18 protein-coding genes and 1 riboswitch are annotated in these 19,504 nt (G+C 62.8%); of the genes, 7 read left to right on the top strand and 11 right to left on the bottom strand.

Going from position 1 to position 19,504, the window contains the following annotated elements; translation table 11 throughout:
* Positions 1–570, bottom strand: a complete 570-nt coding sequence (locus XH98_RS27195) for a TetR/AcrR family transcriptional regulator (protein WP_271620455.1) — start codon at positions 568–570, stop codon at positions 1–3.
* A 95-nt stretch (positions 571–665) separates the two neighbouring features.
* On the opposite strand from XH98_RS27195, the gene XH98_RS27190 reads away from it, so the two are divergent.
* Positions 666–1,046, top strand: a complete 381-nt coding sequence (locus XH98_RS27190) for a DUF4267 domain-containing protein (protein ID WP_271620454.1) — start codon at positions 666–668, stop codon at positions 1,044–1,046.
* On the opposite strand, the gene XH98_RS27185 is transcribed toward XH98_RS27190, so the two are convergent.
* Complete coding sequence (locus tag XH98_RS27185) at positions 1,047–1,400, bottom strand: cupin domain-containing protein (RefSeq protein ID WP_036024830.1); 354 nt, start codon at positions 1,398–1,400, stop codon at positions 1,047–1,049.
* 218 nt (positions 1,401–1,618) lie between these two features.
* Positions 1,619–2,419 carry a DUF1269 domain-containing protein gene (locus tag XH98_RS27180; protein WP_271602043.1) on the bottom strand — a complete coding sequence of 267 codons (801 nt, stop codon included), beginning with the start codon at positions 2,417–2,419 and terminating at the stop codon, positions 1,619–1,621.
* Between the two features lie 608 nt (positions 2,420–3,027).
* Between XH98_RS27180 and XH98_RS27175 the strand changes: the two genes are divergently transcribed.
* Positions 3,028–3,501, top strand: coding sequence for an SRPBCC family protein (locus tag XH98_RS27175; protein WP_271620453.1), 474 nt, complete (start codon positions 3,028–3,030; stop codon positions 3,499–3,501).
* A gap of 60 nt (positions 3,502–3,561) precedes the next feature.
* The gene (locus XH98_RS27170) at positions 3,562–4,230 is read left to right on the top strand and encodes an NAD(P)-dependent oxidoreductase (protein ID WP_271620452.1); all 669 of its coding nucleotides are present in this window, start codon (positions 3,562–3,564) and stop codon (positions 4,228–4,230) included.
* A 101-nt stretch (positions 4,231–4,331) separates the two neighbouring features.
* Here the strand turns inward: XH98_RS27170 and uvrA are convergent, their stop codons facing one another.
* Both uvrA and XH98_RS27160 read right to left on the bottom strand, forming a co-directional pair.
* A complete protein-coding gene (uvrA, locus tag XH98_RS27165) occupies positions 4,332–6,917 on the bottom strand; it encodes an excinuclease ABC subunit UvrA (protein ID WP_271620531.1) in 2,586 nt (861 codons plus the stop codon).
* A gap of 145 nt (positions 6,918–7,062) precedes the next feature.
* Complete coding sequence (locus XH98_RS27160; protein WP_271602040.1) at positions 7,063–7,251, bottom strand: hypothetical protein; 189 nt, start codon at positions 7,249–7,251, stop codon at positions 7,063–7,065.
* A gap of 457 nt (positions 7,252–7,708) precedes the next feature.
* On the opposite strand from XH98_RS27160, the gene XH98_RS27155 reads away from it, so the two are divergent.
* The 4 genes from XH98_RS27155 (at position 7,709) to XH98_RS27140 (ending at position 12,132) form a co-directional block, all read left to right on the top strand.
* Positions 7,709–8,527, top strand: a complete 819-nt coding sequence (locus XH98_RS27155; protein WP_271620451.1) for an SDR family NAD(P)-dependent oxidoreductase — start codon at positions 7,709–7,711, stop codon at positions 8,525–8,527.
* 131 nt (positions 8,528–8,658) lie between these two features.
* A complete protein-coding gene (locus tag XH98_RS27150; RefSeq protein WP_271620450.1) occupies positions 8,659–9,648 on the top strand; it encodes an MBL fold metallo-hydrolase in 990 nt (329 codons plus the stop codon).
* A gap of 510 nt (positions 9,649–10,158) precedes the next feature.
* Positions 10,159–10,244, top strand: a riboswitch (ZMP/ZTP riboswitch).
* 34 nt (positions 10,245–10,278) lie between these two features.
* A complete protein-coding gene (gene glyA / locus XH98_RS27145; protein WP_271602037.1) occupies positions 10,279–11,556 on the top strand; it encodes a serine hydroxymethyltransferase in 1,278 nt (425 codons plus the stop codon).
* 87 nt (positions 11,557–11,643) lie between these two features.
* The gene (locus XH98_RS27140; RefSeq protein WP_271602036.1) at positions 11,644–12,132 is read left to right on the top strand and encodes a CDP-archaeol synthase; all 489 of its coding nucleotides are present in this window, start codon (positions 11,644–11,646) and stop codon (positions 12,130–12,132) included.
* Here XH98_RS27140 and XH98_RS27135 read toward each other — a convergent pair.
* The 6 genes from XH98_RS27135 to XH98_RS27110 all read right to left on the bottom strand — a co-directional run bounded on the left by XH98_RS27135 (position 12,126) and on the right by XH98_RS27110 (position 19,493).
* Positions 12,126–13,088: a metallophosphoesterase gene (locus XH98_RS27135; protein ID WP_271602035.1), complete on the bottom strand. Its 963-nt coding sequence runs from the start codon at positions 13,086–13,088 to the stop codon at positions 12,126–12,128. The genes XH98_RS27140 and XH98_RS27135 overlap by 7 nt on opposite strands.
* A 148-nt stretch (positions 13,089–13,236) precedes the next feature.
* Positions 13,237–14,574, bottom strand: coding sequence for a serine hydrolase domain-containing protein (locus XH98_RS27130; protein WP_271602034.1), 1,338 nt, complete (start codon positions 14,572–14,574; stop codon positions 13,237–13,239).
* A gap of 207 nt (positions 14,575–14,781) precedes the next feature.
* Complete coding sequence (locus XH98_RS27125) at positions 14,782–15,495, bottom strand: ABC transporter ATP-binding protein (RefSeq protein WP_271620449.1); 714 nt, start codon at positions 15,493–15,495, stop codon at positions 14,782–14,784.
* The gene (locus XH98_RS27120) at positions 15,492–17,261 is read right to left on the bottom strand and encodes a branched-chain amino acid ABC transporter ATP-binding protein/permease (protein ID WP_271620448.1); all 1,770 of its coding nucleotides are present in this window, start codon (positions 17,259–17,261) and stop codon (positions 15,492–15,494) included. Before XH98_RS27120 ends, XH98_RS27125 begins: the two co-directional genes overlap by 4 nt.
* A complete protein-coding gene (locus tag XH98_RS27115) occupies positions 17,258–18,301 on the bottom strand; it encodes a branched-chain amino acid ABC transporter permease (RefSeq protein ID WP_057758669.1) in 1,044 nt (347 codons plus the stop codon). The genes XH98_RS27120 and XH98_RS27115 overlap by 4 nt, the downstream gene beginning before the upstream one ends.
* Positions 18,302–18,344: 43 nt before the next feature.
* Positions 18,345–19,493, bottom strand: coding sequence for an ABC transporter substrate-binding protein (locus tag XH98_RS27110; protein WP_271620447.1), 1,149 nt, complete (start codon positions 19,491–19,493; stop codon positions 18,345–18,347).
* Positions 19,494–19,504: the final 11 nt, after the last annotated feature.

Raw genomic sequence — 19,504 nt, 5'->3', positions numbered from 1 at the left:
TCAGGAATCAAGAAGTCCGCGGACGACCAGCGCTATCCGCTGGTCACGTGCACTCTTTCTGATCCGGCCGGACCGCTCGAGCTCGGCCAGCCCATGGAGAGCGGCCCAGAACGTCTCGGTCGCGACCTCGACGTCGCTCCTCGATGGCGCCACGACGGAAGCCAGCGCCGCAAAACCGTCCTTCAACTCCGGCCTGGTGTCGGCGTCCGCGAAGCGGAGGCTGGTCGGCAGGGTGAACATCGCCTCGTAGAGCGCCGGATGCTGGCGCGCAAAGGCGAGATACGCGATTGCGACATTCTCAATTGCTTTTCCGCGATCGCTCGACCGCTGCGCGGCTTTCCGAAGCGCTTTGGCGAGTTCGCCGAACCCTTCGAGCGCGACAGCGGTCACGATCGCGTCCCTGTTCTCGAAGTGAGAATAGACCACCGGCTGGCTGTATTCGATCTCGTCGGCGAGACGGCGGATCGTGACGGCACTCCATCCCTCGCGTTCGGCGATCAGCCGCGCAGCCGCGGTGATGCGATGCTCCCGATCGGCCCGCTCCCTGGTTTTCCTCTCGGCGACACCCAAGACCCTGATCTCCAAACCGTGATGACGCCGTATTATAGCGTTACTTGATAAACTAGCAATGCTAGATTATCTTGCGATGAAAGAAGGAGGCGTCGATGTACTGGTTTTCTATCGCTGTGGCGTTGCTGGCGGCCCTCGGGATCATCGCCATCGGGTTAATGTATCTGGCCAATCCGCAGGGAGCGACGCAGAGTTTCGGCCTGCCGCTCCCCGAGCAAGGGCCGAACGTCGCCTGGTGGCTTCGTCTCAAGGGCGTGCGTGATGTCGTTTCGGGACTGGTCGTGCTCGCCTTGATGGCGTGGGGCGGCCCGCGAATGGTCGGTTTGGTTCTGCTGATCGAAGCGATCATTCCTGTGGGCGACATGTCGCTCATTCTCGCCGCGAGGGGCTCGACGGCGAGGGCGTTGGGCGTCCATGGCCTCACCGCCGCGCTGATGATCGCGGCGGCGATTGCTCTGATCGCGAGCGCGGCTTGATCAGACCAGGATGCGAGGCGCCGCGGTGGCCTTGTCACCGGAATTCGGTGTCCCCGTCGGCTCGATCAAGAGGATGTGCACTTCGCCGCGCGCCACGGGCCGGTGCTCAACGCCCTTGGGGACGACGAAAACCTCGCCGGGGTTGAGCGTGACGGTGCGATCCCGCAGCTCGATATCCAGCGTCCCGCTGAGCACGAGAAAAAAGTCGTCCGTATCCTCGTGCTTGTGCCAATGAAATGGCCCCTCGAGCTTCGCCACCATGATGTCATTGTCGTTATAGGTCGCGACCGTGCGCGGGGAGAACCGGTCAGTGAAGGTTGCGAGCTTCTCGGCGAGATTTGCGGGTGCTTTCATGGCGTGTCCTTGAGCGAGCCGTCTGTCCACGTTTGCAAGACGGGGCGTGCTGGTTAGCACGTGCTCGATCGCGAAACGAGACTGCTGCGATTCGGGAGACGGCCGAGAGGCGCACGATTCCGCCTCGCCATGGCGGGACCATGACGAGCCTGGCGGTGCTCAGGGGATTGCGGGCGCCCGGTCTGACCCGAGCGCCCTTCAAGCTGAGGAGCCCACGCCTAGGCCGCCAGCGCCTCTCTGGTCAACGTCCACGCCTGGTTGAGCTTCTTGGCGCGGACGTCGAAATCGGCCTTGACCTCGGCGATGCGCTTGTCGATGCGACGCTTGGCGCGATCGCTGGCCTGCTTTGCCTGCTCCGTCAGCGACTGAATTCTCGCATCCGTCTCGGCCCGGGCCTGATCAAGTCGCTTCTTCGCCTGCTCTTGCACTGTGTTGATCTGCAGTTTGACCTGCTCCATGTCCTTTTGGATCGCCGCGCGGTTTTCGGCGGCTGCATGCTTGAGATCGTCCTGCAATGCCTTCAGTTCCGCCTCGAACGCAGCGCTCTCGCGCATGAGTTGATCCTCGATGACCTCAGAGCGCAGGCGGCGGAAGACGGTCGCGCCGAGCTTGTGCAGACGCGTATCCACGGGCGTCATCCAGGTTTCCCCGACGTCGGCCAGCACGGCCGCCTTTCCGGGCGAAAGCTCTTTCGAGACTTCATCGAGAAACGCCGCGCTGATGCCGCTGCTGTCGAGATCAAAAGCCAGGCCGCCGAGGCCACCCAGCGAGGCGCCGACGAGCAGTCCGGCAGGGCCGGCGAGAAGCCCGATCAGACTCCCGGTGACCAAGCCGACAGCCGTGCCCACCGGGCCCTGGTCAGCCGCCTGCTTGACCTCGTTCTTGCCCGCCTTGTCCTTGACGACCACCGCCGAGGCATAAAGCGTGATGTCGCCCTCCTGATGAAGCTCCCGCAGGGCGCTCAAGCCCTCGAATGCCGAAGCCTCGGTTTCGAAAACTGCAACCAGCATCTTGTTCATGAGGAGTTCTCCTGTCGTTTGGTCTTGAAGTCGGTTATCTCGGAGCGCGCGGGGATCAGCGCATCGTTGCCTGGATCCCGTTCACGGGCTTTCTGCCTCCGATCGCGACCATCGTGGTCGCGAGCCCGGACGTGATGAGATTGACGCCGACCCGTGCGTGGTCTCGCTGACTGGCCGATGCGTGTCGCTCATCGCAGAATTCGAGGAACTCATTGTTTCCTCCATGAGATCGCAGACTGAGCTTTGCCGACCGCAAGCAATCGCATGCGGCGGCCACACGAGAATGATGTGCCGATGAGCGTTTCTCGGCCTTGACCCAGGTCAAATTCCGGCTGCGATAGGCGCGTGGCTCGACCTCCTTCGAGCCGAGCGCCGCCGATCAGCTTCCGAGCACTCTCTCTTCGAACTGCCGCACTTGAAACGCGCCGTGCGCGCAAACGCCGTGTCGCGGCTGCTCCTGGAAATCTGACGACCGTTCCACCTGTGAAACGATGCGTCCAAAATAAACGCCTATCGCTATTCTTTTGGATCACTAGTTTCGTGGTCACCAACCCGGCCGGCGCAGCTGTCGCCGCCGAACGCCAACCACAGCAACAAGGACCATCGTCATGATCTATTCGACCGCCACCGTCCCCGTGAACCCCGAGGGCGAGACCCGGCTGAGCCGCGAGCAGGTCTGGAAAGGGCTGGAGCTCAAGGCGCGCGACGCCCGCCTGTTTCTGCCGCCCGGCCTCTGCACGCGCTGCGACGTCGTCGCGGAGAGCGCGACGCACTTCGTGCGCGAAGCCACCATCGCCGGCGCGGATCTGCGCGAGATCATCACGCTCGAGCCGCAGAGCAAGGTCACGTTCTTCCAGGCCACCGGCCCGCGTGAAGGCGCCATCATCAACGAGATCGTCGAGAACGATGCCGGCGAGCTGCTGCTGAGATTCTACTGCTATCTCGGCGTGCGCGGAAAGCAGCCTGATGGTCCCGAGGAGCAGGCCGAGCAGGCGCAGTTCGACAGCGACAGAGGCTACAGGGCCGCGCTGCTGTCGACGCTCAAGCGCACCCGCGAGCTGCTCGCCGACGGCACGTTCTGACCAATTCACCTTGGCGTCGAACAATCTGGTTCCCGATCAGTCCGCATCATGGAGGCAACAATGACGACCCTCATCGACAATAACGCGAACGCGTCCCCAACGAAGATACTGGTTCTTGGCGCAACCGGCGGCACCGGACGCCAGATCGTCAAGCAGGCGCTGGCGCGCGGCCATCAGGTCACCGCGCTGGTGCGGTCACCGCAGAAGGCCGGCGATCTGAACGGCGTCAGGCTCGTCGTCGGCGAGGCGCGCGAGGCGAAGGTGCTTCGCGAAGCCCTGAGGGGACAGGACGCCGTCGTCAGCGCGCTCGGCACGCCGGCGAGCCCCTTCCGCGACGTGACGCTGCTCTCGAGCGCGACGCGCGCGCTCGTCCAGGCGATGAAGGCCGAGCACGTCGCTCGCCTGGTTGCGATCACGGGGATCGGCGCCGGCGACAGCCGCGGGCATGGCGGCTTCCTGTTCGATCGCGTGATCTTCCCGCTGCTTCTGAAGAAGGTGTATGCCGACAAGGACAGGCAGGAGGCCATCGTGAGGGACAGCGGGCTCGACTGGGTCCTCGTTCGTCCCACGATCCTGAACGACAAGCCCGGCGGCGGCGCGGTGCGGGCCCTGACGGATCTCTCCGGCTTCCACGGCGGCAGCATCTCGCGACAGGACGTCGCCACATTCGTGCTGGATCAACTGCACAGCGATGACTGGCTGCATCGGGCTCCGTTGATCACAGGGTGAGGCGTGAGGGCTCATGAAACGTCCGAGAAGGGCCGGGGACCGCAATCGGAGCCAGTCGAGACCGTCCCTCTTGATGATCGCGCGTGGAGTGCGCTCGTCAGCTATTGTGGCGAGACCGTCGCTCCTGCTGCTCCTCGTGATCGCAGCCGATAATCTTTCAGCGCTCGCGCCAGATAGGGCGCGGTGCGGCTCGCTTGGTGCTGCGCGATCTGCAGCGGCTGCCCGGCTGCGACGACCTGTCCTCCCTCATCCCCGGCGCCTGGCCCGATGTCGATCACCCAATCACTTGCGGCCACGACGCTCATGTCGTGCTCCACGACGATGACGGTGCTGCCGGCGTCGACCAGTCCGTTCAGCTGAACAATCAGCTTCTCGACATCCGAGGGATGCAGGCCGGTGGTCGGCTCGTCCAGGACATAGATGCTTCCCGTTCGCTGGGTGCGCTGGAGCTCGGTGGCGAGCTTGACCCGTTGTGCCTCGCCGCCGGACAGCTCCGTGGCCGGCTGGCCCAGACGGATATAACCGAGCCCGACTTGCCGGATCACGTCGAGCGACCTCGCAATGTGGACGTCGCCCACAAAAAACGCATGGGCCTCATCGACGGTCATCGCCAGAACGTCCGCGATCGACTTGCCCTTGAGCTTGATCTTCAGCGTATCCGGATTATACCGCGAGCCCTGGCACTCCGGACATGGTGCATAGACGCTGGGCAGGAACAGCAGCTCAACGCAGACAAATCCTTCTCCCTGGCAATTCGGACAACGCCCTTTCGGAAGGTTGAAAGAGAATCGGCCGGCGTCGAAGCGATGCCGTCGCGCATCTTTCGTCTGCGCGAACAGCTTTCGCACCTCGTCGAAAAGTCCGGTGTAGGTCGCCAAATTGGACCTGGGAGTCCTTCCGATCGGCTTCTGGTCCACCACGACCAACCGCTTCAACCGATCAAGCCCTTCGGTGATTTTGCCGCCGGAAGCGACATCAGGCGCGCGCTGAAGGATGTCCTCGCCGACATCGTCGGATGCGTGGGACTGCCCGAAGTGGCTACTCAGCGCCTCCACGAGGAACTGGCTGACAAGGCTTGACTTGCCAGACCCGGATACGCCAGTGACTGATGTCAGGACACCCAGCGGAAAGGCGACATCGATCCCCCTGAGATTGTTGCGCTCGACACCGCTCAGCTTGAGCCAGCCTTTCGGATTGCGATGGTTTTGCCGGGGCGGTGGGACTCGGCCAAACAGGTATCTTGCGGTGTGCGATGTCTCGACCGATTTCAATCCGTCGAGAGGGCCGCTGTAAAGGATATTGCCGCCGTGCCGACCGGCGTCGGGCCCAACGTCGACGATCCAGTCGGCGTGTCGCACCACGTCCAGCTCATGCTCGACCACAAAGAGCGAGTTTCCGCCTGCCTTCAGCTTGTCGAGCGCCCGGAGCAGCGCTTCCGTGTCGGAGGGATGCAGCCCGGCGGACGGTTCATCGAGCACATAGACCACCCCGAAGAGGTTTGAGCGTACTTGCGTCGCCAGACGCAGCCGCTGGAGCTCGCCCGGTGACAAAGTCGGCGTACTGCGCTCGAGGGTCAGGTAACCGAGACCGAGGTCGAGGAGAACGCCAAGTCGTGCGCTCAGATCCTGCGCAATTCGCTGCACGACGATCGCCTTCTCCGGGTGAGCGTCCCGCCGGCCGACTTTTCCTTCGCAGTATGGCCGCATCAGCGCGGCCAATTGCTTCAACGGAAGGCGAGCCATCTCGGCAATATCCATTCCGGCAAACTTGACCGAGAGCGCCTCGGCTTTGAGCCGCTTGCCGTGGCAAAGCGGGCATTCGGCGCTCAACATGAATTGCGAGACGCGCTTCTTCATCATCGCGCTGGTCGTATTGGCGAACGTCTCCATGACGTAGCGACGGGCGCCGGTGAAGGTGCCTTGATAGCTCGGCTCCTCCTTGCGCCGGAGCGCTCTCCGAACTTCCTTGGCGTCGTAACCGGCGTAGACCGGCACCGTGGGCTGCTCGTCCGTGAACAGAATCCAGTCACGGTCCTTTTTCGGAAGCTCGCGCCACGGCCTGTCCACGTCGTAGCCCAGCGTCGTCAGGATGTCGCGCAGGTTCTGGCCGTGCCATGCGGTCGGCCACGCCGCGACCGCGCGCTGGCGAATGGTGAGGTTATCGTCGGGCACCATCGAGCGTTCGGTCACGTCGTAAACGCGCCCGAGGCCATGGCATCTGGGGCAGGCCCCTTCCGCCGAATTGGGCGAGAACGACTCGGCATAAAGCAGAGGTTGCGACTTCGGATAGTCGCCGGCGCGGGAATAGAGCATGCGCAAAAGGTTCGACAGCGTCGTGACGCTGCCCACGCTCGATCTCGTGGTCGACGATCCCCGTTGCTGCTGCAGCGCCACCGCCGGCGGCAGCCCCTCGACCTCGTCCACCTCAGGCACAGCCATCTGGTGGAACAGGCGACGGGCGTAGGGCGACACGGATTCCAGGTAGCGCCGTTGCGCCTCGGCATACAGCGTCCCGAATGCCAGAGAGGATTTTCCGGAGCCGGATACGCCGGTGAACACGACCAGCGCGTCCCGGGGAATGTCGACGTCCAGGTTCTTCAGATTATGCTCGCGCGCACCACGAACCCTGACAAATCCCGGGGTCGATGGTTGCAAGCGCTCGCTTGGTTTGTACAGCTTCTGGTCCATGCCCGCCTGGTCCATGCCCGCCGCCGTTGTCCTCGGGACGACAACCGCGTCGAAGTGCCAACGATCCCAAGAAACGCGTCGCGGTCTTCTTGGAACCAGGCGTCAGTTTGCGAAGAGATAGGCCACGTCTGGCCGCCGTTTGCATCTACCCTTTTTGTTTTTCTTCTGCGCTTCTTCCGTCGGAGCTTCTTGAGCGTTCTTCGAAGCGATCAGCGCCCTTGGCCAGATCGTGCCCCATCTTGCTCTCGCGTTTCGCTTCGTCCTTGGCAGTTGCCTCGCGCAAGCCCTCAGCGGCCCGCTTTCCCGCTTCTGATGATTTTCGCTCGTGATCCATTGGTTGCTCCCTTTGTCGTGAGGACGCTCCTCCAGGAATAATTTCTTACCCAGCTTTCGGGCCTGTCCCGCTCAGCCGTAAACCTCCAATCAGATCGCGTGGGCTTTGTTCCTTTTCCGCCGGTCTGCTCTCCCGCGATGTAGGCGCCGCACCAATTAGGCCGGTTGGAGTCCGGCTGGCCAATCTGCTTCTCGTCGGGGCGCCCAAGACGGCCAATCCGGAATTAGCTTGCTCGCGTCGGCAAGACAGTCGCGAAACTCTGCTTCAGTCTGACCGGCACGTCCGGATGGAGCGACGCCGCGGAGGATCGGCGTATCGACGACACCCGGACAACTTATTGTGCAGCAAGAGCTATTGTATTACGGTCGTAATATGATATTACGATCATAATCTCATGGAGAGGGGGCTCTCTCTCTTCGGTCTTGCGGTCCAAGGTCGCAGCTTTTGGGAGGAAGTCATGAACAAGACGGCAGCTCGAACGGCAATTGTCACCGGGGCTTCGACGGGCATTGGCTCGGTCTATGCAAGTAAGTTGGCTCGGCGGGGCTATGACCTGATCATGGTGGCCCGCAACGCAGAGCGGCTCGAAGCCAACGCCCTGCGGATCAGGCAGGAAACCGGCCAAAACGCCGAAGTCATCGTTGCGGACCTTGCCAAGTCGTTCGAGGTATCAAAGCTCGCGGATCGCATCGCCGATGACGCATCCATTGCCTTTCTCGTCAATAACGCCGGTATCTCGCTTCAGGGCGGCATGCTGCAGAATAGTCTGCCCGACGCCGAAACGCTGATTGCCGTCAACATCACGGCGCCAACGCTGCTTTCCATTGCGGCTGCCCGGGCATTCGCCAAGCGCGGCGGCGGCGGTATCGTCAACATCAGCTCGGTGACCGCGTTCGCGCCCGAGATGTTCGACGGCGCGTACAGCGGCTCGAAGAACTATTTGATCAATCTCACCATCTCTCTCGCCGGCAAGACCAGGGATGCAGGGATCCGGGTTCAGGCCGCGCTTCCTGGTCCGACCGACACGGAGATGTGGGCGCGCGGCCAAGTGCCGGAAAGCGTCATCCCGCGTTCGATGATCATGAACCCCGAAGATCTCGTCACTGCCGCGCTGGTCGGATTTGACCGGGGCGAGATTCTCACATTGCCGACGGTGGCGGATGAATCGGTTTGGGCAGCTTTCGAGGCGGCTCGCCAGGGCATGCGAACCTCGCTCGCTGCTGGTCGGCCGGCCCCCCGATACCTTCAGCCGGACGAGGCAGCTTCAGCGTCCTGAGCAAGCTGTTTTGCGAGCGGCGTGCCGGCGGCAAGCTCGCCGCTGGCCGCCTCATGAGACCTCGGCATCCCCGATTTCCCGCTGGTGGCGCACGCAAGGCTCGCTGCTGCAGATCGCATGGCGGCGACCTTTTGAGCCCGTCTGCATGCGACACGCACTTTCATTCGAATCGAACCCGTCGAGGAGAGCACATGACGCAGACGAGCCATCTCACATGGCGGATCGGCACGACGATCGTCACGCGTATCGAGGAGCTTCTAGGGCCGGCTTTCAGGCCACAGGAATTGCTCTCGGCCTTCGATCCAGCCGTTCTCGAAGAGCACCTGCATTGGATGGCACCACATCACTACGTGGCTGCAACCGACCAGTTCATCATGTCGGTACATTCCTGGCTGATACAGACGCCCGATCACAACATTCTGGTCGACACCTGCTGCGGCAACGCCAAGAACCGGCCGGCATCGCCGCATTTCCATCAACTCGGCACGCCTTATCTTGATCGTCTCCGAAGCGCAGGCCTGGAGCCGGCGGACATCGACTATGTGCTGTGCACCCACCTTCACGTTGATCACGTCGGCTGGAATACCCGATTGGTCGACGGCCGCTGGGTCCCGACCTTCCCAAACGCGAGATATGTCTTCTCTCGCGAGGAACTGAACTTTTGGAACCCATCGCACAATCCGCATCTGCCGGAGGAGCCGCGCGATGTCTTCACCGACTCCGTCCTGCCCGTGATCGCCGCCAAGCAGGAACAGGTCGTGAGCACGACCGACCAGCTCGGCGACAACCTTTTGATCGAGCCGGCGCCGGGGCACTCCCCTGGACACGTGATCTTGCGGCTCCTGAGTGGCGAGGATGAGGGCCTCTTCATCGGCGACGTCATGCATAATCCCATTCAAGTCTACCGCCCCGACTGGAGCAGCCGGTTCTGCATGAATCCGGAGCAAGCGATGCAATCGCGCCTGCGCGTGCTCGGCCATTGCGCGGAACATAACAGCCTCATGTTTCCGGCGCACTTCGGCATCCCGCATGGCGGTCGGATACGCAGTCGTGCGAACGGCTTTTCATTCGTGCCCGAAGAGGCGCAACAGGACGCTCCTTTGCCAAAGCGAGATACGTAGCTGATGAGTGTCATTCAATGGTTTGGGATAGCCGCTGTGGTCCGCCGCAGCCGGCTTGCTCCGCAAGCGACGAAGCATGACGGATATATCTAGCAATCCTTCGACGAACGACGCAGGACAGGCCAGCATCTCTCGCTCGGCCTTGCTGCCGCTGCCGAGGCAATCCGGCGGGGCGACCTCAGCTCCGAGGCTTACGCCCGTACGCTTCTGCGGCGAGCGCAGCTGCAGAGCAATCTCAATGTAGGGGAGGCAGCCTAGCTCCCCGGTCCTGCTCTTATGCGTCTGAAGTAGCGGCATGAATTTCCTCGCATCTCTCGTCGCCCTGGCTGCAGGCGCCAGCCTCGCCCATCACGCTCCTGCGAGGAATCGGCGTTGTGTGCCTCATCACCGGCGTGACGCTCGTACGCGGATAGCTTGTCTGCCATTGGTGACCCACGGCCGCACGAACTGGCAGTTGCAGACGCCTCGCAACTCGGCTAACCTTCCTTTGCGAAGAGCCCGTGCTCATTCGTTCTTTCGCGCGACTGGCGAGCTAACGTGGAAACGACCACGGTGAAGCGCGAATGGATCCGACGCCGATCGCCTGGGCAACCCATCTGCTGGAAAAACAGCGTGTTGAGGAGCCCGAGCATGCCGTCGTTTCGCAACGAACTGTCGATCAACGATACCGAGATCGCCGCCGCCCTTGCGGGGGAGGAGCGCCGTCAACAGGACGGCGTCGAACTGATTCCGTCGGAGAATTACACCTATCCGGAGGTGCTCGAACTGCTCGGATCGGTCTTCACCAATAAATATTCCGAGGGATATCCTGGACGCAGATATTACGGCGGCCAGCACTATACGGACGAAATCGAGAACCTGGCACGGCAGCGGGCCTGCTCGCTGTTTCGTGCCGAGCACGCCAACGTTCAGCCGCTTTCGGGATCACCGATGAACCAGGCCGTCTATCTCGGCCTGTTGAATCCCGGCGACACCATTCTCGCCATGGACCTCTCCCATGGCGGCCATCTCACGCACGGCGCGCCGGTGTCCCACATGGGGCGTTTGTTCAACTTCATGCGCTACAAGACGATCCCTTCATCAGGCGCGATAGATTTCGACGAATTGCGCGCAATTGCGCGCAAAGTGCGTCCGAAGATGGTGTTGTGCGGCTACAGCTCCTATCCGCGCGACCTCGACTATGCCGCATTCAAAAGCATTGCCGACGAAGTTGGCGCGCTCACGATGGCTGACGTGAGCCATTATGGCGGATTGGTTGCCGCTGATGTCATGCGCAATCCGCTTGATGCCGGCTTCGACGTCATGACGACGACATCGCACAAGACGCTGCGCGGCCCCCGGGGCGGGATCATCCTGTGCCGGAGGGAAATTGCGGGCCGGATCGATGCGTCCGTCTTTCCCGGGCTGCAGGGCGGGCCTCACATGAATGTCGTGGCCGGGATTGCCGTGACGCTCAAGCGGGCGGCGACCTCGGATTTCCAGGGTTACGCGCGGCAGGTCTTGCGCAACGCGAAGGTTCTCGCCGGCGCACTGATGGAGCGCGGCATGAAGCTGGTGACTGATGGAACGGACAATCACATGATGGTCGTCGATACGGCAGCGTCCGTCGGACTTGACGGGCGAGCAGCCGAGGAGGTGCTCGACGCCATAGCGATCACCACGAACAAGCAGGTTATTCCAGACGATCCGCGCCCGCCGCTCAGGCCGAGTGGAGTTCGCCTCGGGACACCGGCGGCGACGACGCGTGGCATGGAAGAGACCGAAATGCGTCGCATCGGCGAGTTCATTGCGGCTGCTCTGCGGGCCAACGGCGACGATGCGGTTCTCGCGCGCCTCAGGTCAGAGTGCGTCGAGATGTGCCGAGCCTTCCCTGTCCCGGGTGTGGTGTCCGGGTCCGGAGCGAACTGATCGGCCGCCAAACCAGTCTGCACCGCTAGACCGGTGCAGACCTCAAAAAGCGTATAGCTCACCGCGGACAAATGGATATGCGTTGGCATGCAGATCCTGCTCATTTTCAAGTTGCTGATATTGCTCGCCGTTGCCAATGGCGTGCCCGTTCTTGCAAAGCGCCTCTTTGGAAGCCGCCTCTCTTGCGCTCTTGACGGCGGTGTTCGTTTCATTGACGGCAGCCCGCTGTTCGGCCCTTCGAAGACGTGGCGAGGTTTGCTGCTTTCGATCGTCGTCACCACGGCCATGTCCCCATTTCTTGGCCTGGACTTCGCATCCGCCTTTCTGGTCGGGCTGGGCGCAATGGTCGGTGACTTGCTTTCGAGCTTCACGAAGCGTCGACTGGGCATAAAGCCAAGCGGCAAGGCCACGGGCCTCGATCAAGTGCCGGAGGCCTTGCTACCAGCCCTCATGTGTTGGAAACGCCTGTCCCTATCGGTCACCGACGTGGTCGTCCTGGTCGCCGTATTCTTCGTGGGCGAAATTGTCCTCTCCCGCCTGATGTTCAGGCTGCATGTTCGCGATCGCCCTTATTGATGACCGGCGTGAGCTGAATGAAGATGGTGCAGTGTTATTTCAGGCGCGCAATTCAGCCGTATCGGCACAACGGAGGAGCCGACCCCGACCGACGTGTAGCCGGTCATCTGGTGGTAGTTCCAAAGCCCCGCCCCGAACCGCCTGGGCAGCCTCGAATCCAGCGTGATCGGAACCGATCCCGGCAGGCAGATCTGCCCGCCATGCGTATGACCGCTCAAGAGCAGGTCGAAGCCGGCATGGGCTGCGTGACGATAGATTTCCGGCGTGTGCGACAGCAGGATCGTGAAGCTATCGGAAGGAATGGCCGAGGCAGCCTTCTCAATGCTGTCGACCCGATAAAAATGAGCGTCGTCGATACCGGCAAGATAGATCTGCTCGTTGGCTCGCGAGATCGGCGCGCACTCGTTCAAGAGCATCCTTATGCCCAGGTCCTCCAGAGCCGGGACCATTCGGACCGTATCATGGTTGCCGAGAACGCCGTAAGTTGGCGCTGTCAGCAGCGCACAAATTTGCGCCATACCTTCCATCGCCGCATCGAATGGACCGAACGTAGCGCCGCGGAAATCCCCCGTGAGCACGCAGATGTCGTACACGAGTGATGGAAGAAGCTCCGCCAAGCGCTGCATCGCGCCCTTGTTCATGTCCACATGCAAGTCGCTGATATGCAGCAGAGTGAAACCTTCGAATGCCCTTGGCAACAAGGCAAACACGAGATCGGTCTCTTTGACCTGAACGTCAGCCGCATTCTTCAACCCTCGCCAATAGAGGCCGGAAAGCTTGAAGACTCCGCGAATGAGAGAATGCACCGAATACCAGTTTTCGATGTGGAAAAAATTGAGGCCTTGACCGAATATCTGCGCTTCGTGGTCGGCCTCGATTCCAAGTCTCTGCCTGGCATGAAGCCTGCCAAGCCGCTTCTCGAGACGGCCGACGATGGAAGTTTGTAGCTGTTCCAAGAGCAATCCCTTTCAACTCGACTTGGCGGGCGCAAGGCCAAGCGAAGCGAAACCCATCAAACCTGACCCTTGCAATGACATGAGCTAACGAAAGACGCGGACGCTCCGCCGGCGTTTCGGGGCGATGGGTCGATCAAGCTCTGGCAGGCTACCTCACCATCGCGTCGAAAATCAGCGGCGCCAACTCCGTCTCGATCCGCCCGCGCTGCGACGGTGACTGCATCATGCACAGCGCGAACAGATCGTCGTTTGGATCTACAAAGAAGAAGGTGCCGGCCACGCCATCCCATCCATATATGCCTGGCGGCCACGGCCTCTTCGGTTGCGGCGATGTGAGCACGGCAACCCCCAGCCCAAATCCGGCGTGGACTGCCAAAAAATAGATATCGGCGGGCGCGATTCCGCTCCCGGGACCGATTTGGTCCGACGTCATCAGGGCCACCGTCTCCGGCTTCAGATAGCGTCGTCCGTCGACCGTGCCGCCATTCAAGAGCATCTGCACAAAGCGCGCGTAGTCGCCGGTCGTCCCGACCATTCCGGCTCCGCCGGATTCCCAGCGCCTATGCACCATCGGGTCCCTGATTCCGGCAATGGGCGGTTCTATCAGATCATCTGGCAGGAACTGGGCAACCAGCGGGCGCTTCGCCTCGTCCGCGACAAAGAACGCGGTATGGCTCATGCCAAGGGGATCCAGCAGCCGCTCCTTCTCGAACTGAAACAGCGATTGTCCAGAAACCACCTCGATCACCCTCCCGAGCACATCGACGGAATGGCTATAGGTCCACCTCGTGCCCGGTTGCTCGGCGAGCGGCAGGTTCGCCAGGCGCGCAGCGAACTCGGCGTTGTCAAAATCGCCGCTGTACAGGTCGGCCTGCCGATAGAGTTTTTGCACGGGGCCGTCGCCGTAGAACCCGTAGGTGATACCGGAAGTCTGTCGCATCAGATCGAGTACGGTGATCGGGCGCTTGAGTGGTTCCAGCGTAAACACCGGCCTTCCGGTCGCGTCGGGCTTTTCCACGCCGACCTTTACGTCGGCAAAGGCCGGAATGTATTTGGAGAGGGGGTCATCCAGCGACAGCTTGCCGTCGTCGACCAGCATCAGCGCGGCAACCGATGTGATCGGTTTCGACATCGAATAGTACCGAAAGATGGTGTCATCCGTCATCGGCACCTTGGTTGCGACGTCGCGCAGGCCGAATTTTTCGTAGTAGACCGGCTTTCCGTGCTGCTGGATCAACAGGATCGCGCCGGGAATTTTACTGATCGCGATCTCATGTCGTAGATAGTCACCGATGCGCTGAAGGCCCGGTTGCGAAAGGCCTCGCGCGGCCGGCGTATCTCCAGACGTGGCATTCAAACTTGCAGCAACGAGCGCGGCGACCAGCGCGAACGCCGCCAACCTTGCGGCCGCCTTGATCCGTTGGCCGGCTCGCGTCAGACGTTCAAAATAGGTCGAGGTAGCGCGTGATGAGGATGTGCTAAACATGTGAGCCTCGCCACAATGGCCCCTGTGTCGAGCCGCCGTTGTTGCGTGCGAACAAGTCTGAGCGGCGATGATGACATCATGCCACTGTTTTGCCCGACGGAGCAAGCGAATTTCGTAAAATCCGTAAGCTGGCGACTAAGCCATTGATATGGTTGTCACAGGCTACTGTGCATGGGGTTGTTTTCGACTGTTCTGGTCGGAGCGGCTTCAATGCCCGCCGAGATAGGCCGTGATCAGCCTTTTATCATGGATCAGATCCTTGGCGGGGCCGGACTGCACGATCTCGCCGGTCTCGAGCACATAGCCGTAGTCGGCGGTCTCCAGCGCGGCGCGGGCGTTCTGCTCGACCAGCAGGATCGAGACGCCGAGGTCGCGCAGCGAGGCGATGGTGCGGAAGATTTCGCGCACGATCAGCGGTGCGAGGCCGAGGCTGGGCTCGTCGAGCATTAGCAATTTCGGCTTCGCCATCAGCGCGCGGCCGAGCGCCAGCATCTGGCGCTCGCCGCCGGAGAGGGTGCCGGCGGCCTGGCGCTGCCGCTCCTTCAGGCGGGGGAAGCGGTCGTAGACTTCGTCCAGCGTCTTCTGCACGCCGGAGCGGTCGCGCAGGCTGTAGGAGCCGAGCAGGAGATTGTCGGCGACCGACATGTCGGAGAACAGCTCGCGCTTTTCCGGGACGAGGCAGAGCCGGCGCTCGACGCGGTCCTCGACCGACATCCTGCCGATGTCGTTGCCCTGAAAGACGAGGCGGCCGCGCGAAGCGAGCAGGCCGATCGCGGCCATCAGCAGCGTGGTCTTGCCGGCGCCGTTCGGGCCGATCACGGTGACGATCTGTCCTTCCTCGACCGACAGCGTGACGTTGCGGACCGCTTCGACATTGTCGTAGCAGACGGTCACATCGCGCATCGAAAACATCTCGCTCACGCGACGCCTCCGAGATAGGCCTCTTGCACCCGCTCGTCGCTGCGGATCGCGGCGGGCGCGCCTTCGCAAAGCTTGGAGCCGAAATCGAGCACCACGATGCGGTCGACCAGCGACATCACGAACTCCATGTCATGCTCGACGATCAGGATGGTGAGATGGTCCGATCGCAGCGACCGTAGCAGCTCCGCAAGCCGCAGCTTCTCCTGGCGGCGCAGCCCCGCCGCCGGCTCGTCCAGCACCAGCAGCGCCGGATCGGCGGCGAGCGCGCGCGCGATCTCGAGGATGCGCTGGTTGCCGAGCGGCAGATTGCCGGCGAGCTCGAACGGCTTGTCGCCGAGCCCGACGCGTTCGAGCTGCATCAACGCCTCGTGCCTCGTGCTGGCTTCCTCGCGCTGGTTGAGGCGGAAGGCGCCGGCGAACAGGCCCGTGCTGGTGCGCGCGTAAGTGCCGAGCATCACGTTCTCCAGGAGGCTCATGCGCGGCCGCAGCTTCACATGCTGGAACGTCCGGGCGATTCCACCCTTGGCGATGCGCGATTGCGGATCGCGCGTGATCGGGCGTCCGGCGAAGACGATCTCGCCCTTGTTCACCCTCAGCGCGCCGGTGAGGCAATTGAACATCGTGCTCTTGCCGGCGCCGTTCGGGCCGATGACGGCGAGGATCTCGCCGGAGCGGACTTCGAAGCTGACATTGTTGACCGCGACGAGGCCGCCGAACCGACGCTCGGCGCCATCGACCTTCAGAAGCAGCTCGCCCGGTGCCGGCTGTGGGCGGCGGGGCAACGGCGGCGCCGGCTCGGGCCGCTCGCGCTTGATCTTCGGCAGATAGCGCGCGACGAACGGCACGATGCCCTGCCGCGCCCATTGCAGGAACAGGATGAACAGCGCGGAGAACGCGACGATCTCGAGCTGGCCGGACGCGCCCTTGGCGATCAGCGGCAGATAGTCCTGCACGCTGTTCTTCAGCAGGGTGACGATCGCCGCGCCCACGACGCCGCCGAGCAAACTGCCGGCGCCGCCGACCATGGACATCATCAGATATTCGATGCCCATGCCGGCATCGAACGGGCCCGGGCTGATGAAGCGGCTCATATGCGCGTAGAGCCAGCCGGAGAGGGAGGCGAGGAAGGCCGCGATCACGAAGGTGACGAGCTTGATCTTGAAGGCGTTGATGCCGAGGCTCTCGACCAGGATATTGCCGCCGCGCAGCGCGCGCATGGCCCGGCCGAGCCGGGAGTCCAACAGGTTGTAGCCGAGGAAGAGAACCGCTGCGACGATGCCCCAGATCAGGAAATAGATCTGCGCGCTGCTGACGAGCGCGAACGATCCGATGCTGATCGGCGGGATCGACGAGATGCCATTGAAGCGGCCGAGCCCCTCGACATTGCCGAACAGGAAGCCGATGGCGAGACCCCAGGCGACGGTCGACAGCGACAGGAAATGTCCCTGCAGCCGAAGAGTGACGACGCCGAGGACGGTCGCGACACCGCAGGTCAGCACCACGCCGAACACGAGGCCGAGCCAGGGCGAGTACCCGTTCAGCGCCGAGACCCACGCGGTTGCGTAAGCCGCGACGCCGACGAAGGCCGCCTGTCCAAACGACACGACGCCGCCGACGCCGGTGAGCAGGGCAAGGCCGATCGCGACCAGCGAATAGATGCCGATATAGTTCATCAGCGTGATGCTGAACGGGCTGAGGACGAGCGGCGCGAGCGCGAGGCACGTCACCGCGGCAATTGCTGCGAGCTGAACGTGAAGGCGCGTCATTCCTCGATCTCCTCCTCGGAATGCAGCGAGGCGAGCGATCGCCAGATCAGGATCGGGATCAGCAGCGAGAACACGATGACATCCTTCAGCGCGCTGCTCTGGAAGGAGGCGAAGCTTTCGAGGATGCCGACTCCAACCGCGCCGATCGCAGCTCCTGGATAGCTGGTCATGCCGCCGACGATGGCGCCGACAAAGGCCTTGAGGCCGATCAGGAAGCCGGAATCGTAGAACACGGTGTTGACGGGTGCGATCAGGATGCCGGAGACGCCGGCCATCAGCGAACCCAGCAGATAAGCGATGGTGCCGGCGCGCGCGGGGCGGATGCCCATCAGGCGGGAGCCGGTCCGGTTCACCGCGGTGGCGCGCAGTGATTTGCCGACCAGCGTGAAGTCGAAGAAGAGATAGAGCAGGCCGGAGAATACGAGCGCTGCGATCACGATCAGCATGGTCTGGCCCGAGATCAGCACGCCGGCGAACTCGGTCGAGAACGAGGTCAGCGGCTCGGTCCGGACACCTTCGGGACCGAAGAACAAGAGGCCAAGTCCGACCAGTGCGAAGTGCAGCGCGACCGAGACGGTCAGCAGCAGCAGCACCGTTCCGTCCGCGATGGGCCGGAACACGATCCGGTCCAGCAGCGGAGCGATCGGCGTGATCAGCAGCAAGGCGAGCACGAGTCTGACACCGAGCGGGGGGTCGGCGCGCATCGTCAGCCAGGCAATTCCAACCACGGCCAGCGGCAGCGCCAGATAGAAGAACAGCGCGCGCGGAAACAGGCGAAGCTCGCCCGCGCGCAGCAGCGAGATGATCTCGATCAGCGTCGCCAGGCACGCCAGGATGACGACCAGCGCGCCTGTGCCCGGAAAGCGCTTGGCGTCGAGGGCGGCCAGCGTCAGCGCCGTGAAGGCGGCAATGTCGCCGAAGGGAATGAAGATGACCCGTGTCACTGTGAAGATGAGGACGGTTCCGATCGCCACCAGCGCATAGACTGCGCCGGTAGCGATCCCGTCGATCGCAAGAATGGCTGCGATATCGCTCGTCATTGAGAACGCCGTCCCCTCGTAGTGGTGACCAGCCGCCGTCCGACTAAGGCGCGTATTTCCAGGCGCCGCCGGTCAGGCGCACCACGACGAGCGAACGTTCGTCGACGCCGGTGACCGAGCCGGGCTTGAAGTTGTAGACGGCATGCACGCCCGGCAGCTCCTTGGTGCTGAGGATCGCGTCCCGCAGCGCCGCGCGGAATTCCACTGTTCCGGGTTTCGCGATCTTCAGCGCGCGCTCGGCGGCATTGGCGAAGATCAGCCAGGCGTCGAACGAGTAAGCGGAGAAGCCGTCGGTGGTCGGAATGTTATGGACCTTCTGGTAGACGCTGCGGAAATCCAGCGCGATCTTCTTGGCGAAGTGCTCGTCGGGCAGCTGCTCGGCGACGATCACGGGACCTGCGGAAACCTGGATGCCGTCGGCCGCCTTGCCGCCGACATTGACGAAGTCCGGATTGACCAGCGCCACCGTGCCGTAGGTGTTTCCCTTGAAGCCGCGGTCGGCGAGGCTGAGCAGCGGCAGCGCGCCTTGCGTGCCCGAGCCGCCGTCCAGCACGGCATCCGGCCGCGCGGCCAGCACTTTAAGGATCTGCGCGGTCACCGAAGTGTCGGTGCGGGCATAGCGCTCGTTGCTCTGGATCTTGATGTCGCCGGCGGCTTCGGCCGCCTTGGCGCCGCCATAGACGAGATCGCCCCAGGCATCGGAAAAGCCGATATAGCCGATGTTCTTCATGCCGTCGCGCTTCATGCGATCGGCGACGATCTTGACCAGGAGGGATGCCGGCTGCGGCACCGACACCACCCACTGTTCGGGCGTATCAGGCAGCTTGCCGATCGGCGACACCGCGATCATCGGCACCTTCAATTCGCTCGCCACCGCCGCCATGGCGATGGTCGAAGGCGCCGTCGCCGTCCCAATCAGGAGATCGACCTTCTCCTCTTCCACCAGCTTGCGCGCGTTGCGGGTCGCGGCCGACGGGTCCGAGCCGTCGTCCAGCTGGATCAGACGAATGGTCTCGCCGTTGATGGTTTTCTTGTACTCATAGGCGGCGTTGATGCCGCGCCCGTAGGGGATGCCGATCGACGAGCCGTTGCCACTGAGCGAGGTGACGAAGCCGATGGTGATGTCGGCCTGCGCAGCCGGGGCGGCAGCGATGCCCGCTGCAAGTGCAAGGAAGCTCAGAGTCTTGCGCATACGCGTTCTCC

The organism is Bradyrhizobium sp. CCBAU 51745 (assembly GCF_028128715.1).
Taxonomy (GTDB): domain Bacteria; phylum Pseudomonadota; class Alphaproteobacteria; order Rhizobiales; family Xanthobacteraceae; genus Bradyrhizobium; species Bradyrhizobium manausense.
Note: the sequence above shows the minus strand (reverse complement) of the source record. Positions and strands in the feature narration are given on the sequence as shown.